The sequence below is a fragment of the Candidatus Skiveiella danica genome (assembly GCF_022705245.1).
GTDB lineage: Bacteria > Pseudomonadota > Gammaproteobacteria > Burkholderiales > Burkholderiaceae_C > Skiveiella > Skiveiella danica.
On the sequence record NZ_JAKJEW010000034.1, the window covers coordinates 20,349 to 25,097 of the forward strand.

At 64.8% G+C, this 4,749-nt stretch carries 5 protein-coding genes (1 of these 5 cut by a window edge); 2 read left to right on the top strand and 3 right to left on the bottom strand.

Annotated elements, in window-relative coordinates; all coding sequences use genetic code 11:
- The 3 genes from ACMUOY_RS16620 to ACMUOY_RS16630 form a co-directional block, all read right to left on the bottom strand.
- The coding region (locus ACMUOY_RS16620) for an FAD-dependent oxidoreductase (RefSeq protein ID WP_413893853.1) at positions 1–1,201 on the bottom strand (1,201 nt) is incomplete at its 3' end.
- A 41-nt stretch (positions 1,202–1,242) separates the two neighbouring features.
- Positions 1,243–1,545, bottom strand: coding sequence for a c-type cytochrome (locus tag ACMUOY_RS16625; RefSeq protein WP_413893854.1), 303 nt, complete (start codon positions 1,543–1,545; stop codon positions 1,243–1,245).
- A 398-nt stretch (positions 1,546–1,943) separates the two neighbouring features.
- On the bottom strand, positions 1,944–2,795 hold the full coding sequence (locus tag ACMUOY_RS16630) for an AraC family transcriptional regulator (protein ID WP_413893855.1): 852 nt from the start codon (positions 2,793–2,795) through the stop codon (positions 1,944–1,946).
- A gap of 77 nt (positions 2,796–2,872) precedes the next feature.
- Here ACMUOY_RS16630 and ACMUOY_RS16635 point away from each other — a divergent pair, with 77 nt between their 5' ends.
- Together ACMUOY_RS16635 and ACMUOY_RS16640 are read left to right on the top strand one after the other, a co-directional pair.
- Positions 2,873–4,105 carry an MFS transporter gene (locus tag ACMUOY_RS16635; protein WP_413893856.1) on the top strand — a complete coding sequence of 411 codons (1,233 nt, stop codon included), beginning with the start codon at positions 2,873–2,875 and terminating at the stop codon, positions 4,103–4,105.
- A 30-nt stretch (positions 4,106–4,135) separates the two neighbouring features.
- Positions 4,136–4,749: the 5' portion of a thiamine pyrophosphate-binding protein gene (locus ACMUOY_RS16640; protein WP_413893857.1), read on the top strand. It continues 1,177 nt past the right edge of the window; 614 of the gene's 1,791 nt are visible here — the first part of the coding sequence; its start codon is at positions 4,136–4,138; its stop codon lies beyond the right edge, outside the window.

Sequence of the window (4,749 nt, forward strand, 5' to 3'; positions counted from 1 at the left end):
CCGCCGTCAACCACGACGCCTGGGTCATCGTGATGGTGGAGAAGCAGGCCGAGTTGGTCACCGGCGCCGGGTCGGGCGAACCGCCGGACAGGATGCGGCTGATCGCGTCAGCGCATACTTTGGCTTCCTGGTTGGCGATATGGCCGGCCTTGGGCTGGGTGGTGGCGCTGGAGTCGCCAATGATGTGGACCTTGCTGGCGCCGGAGACCGTGCTGGCGTAGCTCAGCACGTTGACCCCGGCAAAGCGGCCTTCGGTGGCGTTGTTCAGGCCGGCCGTCGCCACCAGGGATCCGGCGCGCTGACGCGGAATCATGTTGATGACGTCGCCGCGGATCGTTCCGGCCGTGGTGAAGAGCGACATGCTGGCCGGGTCCACACTGGTGACCTCGGCATTGGCGTGGTATTCGATCACGTTGCCGTGCAACCCCATGAAGGCATTCGTGAAGTTATCCACCTCGGTCACGATGCCCGGATTGGCGTCGAGCACGATCAGCTTTGAGCCTGGTTTCTTGGCCTTGAGCCAGTCCGCGATCAGGCAGGCGCGCTCGTACGGTCCGGGCGGGCAGCGGTACGGCGTCTTGGGGATGGTCAGCACGACCACGCCCTTGCTTGGCAAGGCCTTCAGCTGATTGGCCAGCAAGGTGGTTTGCGGACCGGCTTGCCAGGCGTGGGGCATCTTGTCGGAGGAGCCCAAGCCAGGCACGGTGTCGAAGCTGATGCCGGGCGCCATGACGATGCGGTCGGCGGTGAGCACGGTCTTGTTGGCCAGGGTGACCTTGCCGGCCACCGGGTCGATGGCGACGACCTCGCCGAACACGGTGGTGATGCCGTACTTGCTGCGCAAGGTGTCATAGTTGTAGGACAGGCTGCTCAGGCTTCGCTGGCCGCTGAGCACCAGGCTGCTCATGATGTTGGAGGTGTAGGTCGGCATGCGTTCGACCAGCGTCACACTGATCGCGTCGCCCCACAGGCGCAGGTATTTGGCGACCGTGGCGCCGCCCATGCCGCCACCGATCACGATGACGCGTGACTTGACGGCAGCGCTTGCGGCGGTGGTCGTGGTTGTCGTTGTTGTGGTGGTAGTGCGGCGATCCGATGAAGCGAGGTCGAGTACGGGGTCGCTTTCGCCGCCGCCACAGGCGGATAGGGTGGCGCCGACGGCACTGGCGAGCGCCGAGCCGAGAAAGAATCTTCTGTCCATGGTGTTGCTCCGAATAGGGTGTTGTTGTTTGTCGGGCAGGCTCAACGCTGGGTCGAAAGCCACTTGTCGAGGGCGACCATCTGGGCGTCGGTGTAACCCAGGGCATGCTTGGTCATGAGACCGTCACCTTCCTTGCCGGCCTGGAATTCCTTGAGCTTCTTGTAGATCTCACCGACCGACTTTCCGTTGATGGCGTCGAAGCCACCTTTGCCATTCGTGCCGTGGCACTGGAAGCAGTTGGACGCCAAAAGGCGCCCGGGCTGGCCGACCTGGGCATGCACGCTTGCGCTGGCCGCGATGGCAGCCAGGGCGAACGGGACCAGGACATGGAATCTCTTTTTCACTTTCTTCTCCTTTTCATGGGGTATCGGGTAGGGTTCACAGCTGCGGTTAAATGTATGCGTCCATGCTGAACCCAAGATGAACGCAGGCTGTTCTCAGGCGTGACGGATGTAACGATGTGTTGACCGCTATCCCCGCTCAAGGCGTCGTCGTCCTTGCAGCGCCGCCTCACACCGGTGAACAATGGGTTACAGCTGCCTGTCACCCGAACGGGCATACCCTTCCAGGTACAGTTCCTTTGGCCGCTATCTGCGTCGGGCGGTTGGACCGCAACTGTTCAGGGGTCTTCAATAACCGTGCATGCGGTTTTGTTTGCCGATTGGACCGGCTCCGCGCTACAAGAGGGAGCTTATGAAAAAGGGACCATCCGGCGACCCGCCAGTGCTGGGAAATGTCTGATTCAGATCCGAAAGGCGCTCGGCGGCTGGCCCATCGCCGCCTTGAACATGGCGGTGAAGGCACTGTCGCTGGCATAGCCGCTGGCGGCCGCCACCTGGCTGATCGGCAGGCCCCGCGCGAGCAGGGGCAGGGCGTGCGCCAGCACCACCTGCTGGCGCCATTGCGGGTAGCTCATGCCGAGCTCTTCGCGGAACAGGCGGGCCATGGTGCGTTCGCTGGCGCCGGTATCGCGCGCCCAATCTGCCAACGTGGAGCGCGTGGTTGGCGCATGCAGCATGGCTTCGCACAGGGTGCGCAGGCGCTTGTCACCGCTGACCGGGTCTGGCAGCGGCACCCCGAGCGCCTGGGTGTCGGCGTGCTCGATCTCTTCGAGCAGCAGTGCCGTGACGGCCTGCTCGCGTGTGGGCCTCGCCGCCGGGCCGTTGTGCGCGGGCGGCGCGGCTGGAAAAGCCGGCTGCCGGCTGTCCATGGCGCCGATCAGCTCTCGCAGCAGCGGACTGACCCGGATCACCCGGCTGGCGGTCCAGCCGAACGGGACGGCGCTGGCACAGACATAGAGCGTCCGCAGCTGCGCCGCCTCGATCACAGTGACCGAGTGCAGAGCGTGCGGAGGCACCCAGACCGCCCGCGAGGGCGGAACCATACAAGTGATCGGGTGCGGCGCAGAGCATGTCACCTGCATCGTGCCGGTCTCGCAGTAGGTGAGCTGGCCCCAGGCATGGCAGTGCGGCTCCAGATGAGCGTCGGCCGGCAGGCTGCGCGAGCGCACCCGCACCGGACGCTCCGGCGACGGCGTGAACGCGTCCGTGTCCCCGAAGGGGGTGGTCTTGAGTCGCGGGAGGACAGGCGGCATGGCGGTTTGGCGGATTTTCGCTAAAGATTGGCAGTTTAGCGATTAGCCGTAGCGTCAGGCCGCATTAGCATCGCCCGATGAGCCCGTCCGCCACCCTTTCTGCCGCCAGTTCAGTTGTCCGAGAGGTGCCCTTGCGCCAGGATGCCACCGTCATCGGTCTCGTCGGTCTGGCGCACGCCAGCTCGCATTTCGGGCACCTGCTGCTGCCGTTGCTGTTTCCAGTCTTCATGAAGGAGTTCGGTTTAAGCTTCGCTGAGCTGGGTTTCCTGATGACCGTGTTTTTCGTGGTTTCCGGCACCGGACAGGCGACGGCCGGCTTCGTCGTGGACCGGATCGGGGCGCGTCCGGCGCTGTTCGGCGCCTTCGGCTTTTTCATCGCAGCCTGTCTCGTCGGGGCGAACGCCAACGGGTACGCGTCCCTGATGGTCGTGGCCGTGCTGGCCGGGTTGGGCAACTGCACCTTCCATCCGGTGGATTTCACCATCCTGAACCAGAGAGTCTCGGCGCCACGCCTGGGGCACGCCTTTAGCGCCCATGGGCTGACCGGCAACCTGGGCTGGGCGCTGGCGCCGGTCTTCTTTGCCGGGATCACCGCGCTGGCCGGCTGGCGCGCCGCCTACCTGGGCGCCGCCTTGATGTATGCGCTGATCCTGGTGGTCCTGGTATTCAACCGAGGGCAGTTGCGCACGGAGGTCGTTGCCCGACATGTGGACGCGACGCCTGCCAAAGACATGGCGTTCATGAAGCTGCCGGTGGTCTGGTGGTGTTTCGGCTTTTTTCTGCTGTCCACCATGACGCTGGCGGTGGTGCAGAGTTTTTCGGTGTCCATCCTGAAGGCCCTGCATGGGGTGAGTTTTGAGGCTGCGACCATGACCTTGACTGCCTACATGCTCTGCGGTGCGTTCGGCATGTTCGTGGGTGGCTTCGTAGCTGCCAAACTGCCACGCCACAGTGATCGTGTGGTGGCGGTGTGCATGACGGCGGCGGCCTTCTGCCTGGCGCTATGTGCCACCGGCATGTTCGGAGCCACCGGTACCATGGTGGTCCTGGCCGCCACCGGGCTGGCCGTCGGCATCGGCGGGCCGAGCCGGGACATGATGATCAAGAAAGCCACGCCCAAGGGAGCGACCGGCCGGGTCTACGGCATGGTGTATTCGGGGCTGGACGTGGGTTTTGCCATTTCACCGCTGATCTTTGGCGTGTTCATGGATCGGGGCTGGTACGCCGCGACGCTGGCAGGCGCGGCACTGGTGCTGCTCTTGAGTGTCGGCGCGGCGCTGGGGGTGGGCCGACGGACCGTCGCGGCCTGACATCCACCGGCACGGCGGCACAATGGGCGCATGACAGAAAAACTGGCCGGCCATTTACTGGTCGAATCTCTCGTTGCCCAAGGTGTTACCCATGCGTTCGGCGTGCCGGGTGAAAGCTATCTGGCCGTGCTTGATGGCTTTCATGTACACGCGGAACGGATCCGTTTTGTCACCTGTCGCCAGGAGGGCGGCGCGGCCTTCATGGCCGAGGCGCAGGGCAAGCTGACGGGGCGCCCCGGTGTTTGTTTCGTGACGCGGGGCCCTGGGGCCACGAATGCTTCCATTGGCGTGCACACCGCGTTCCAGGATTCAACGCCGATGGTGCTCTTCGTCGGCGATGTGGCCAGCGACACTCGGGATCGGGAGGCCTTTCAGGAGGTCGATTTCTGCAGCTTCTTCGGTCCCAGCACCAAGGGTATGGCCAAGCGGGTCGAGCGCATCGACGACCCGCGCCGGATCCCCGAGTACGTGGCGCGCGCCTTCGCGACGGCCATGAACGGGCGACCCGGCCCGGTCGTGCTGGTGTTGCCGGAAGACATGCTGACGCAGGCAGTTGATGCGATGGCGCTGCCGCTGCCGCGGGTCGAGCCGGTCGAAACCTGGAGTGACCCAGGATCGCTACGGGCTTTGCGGGAACTGCTGCT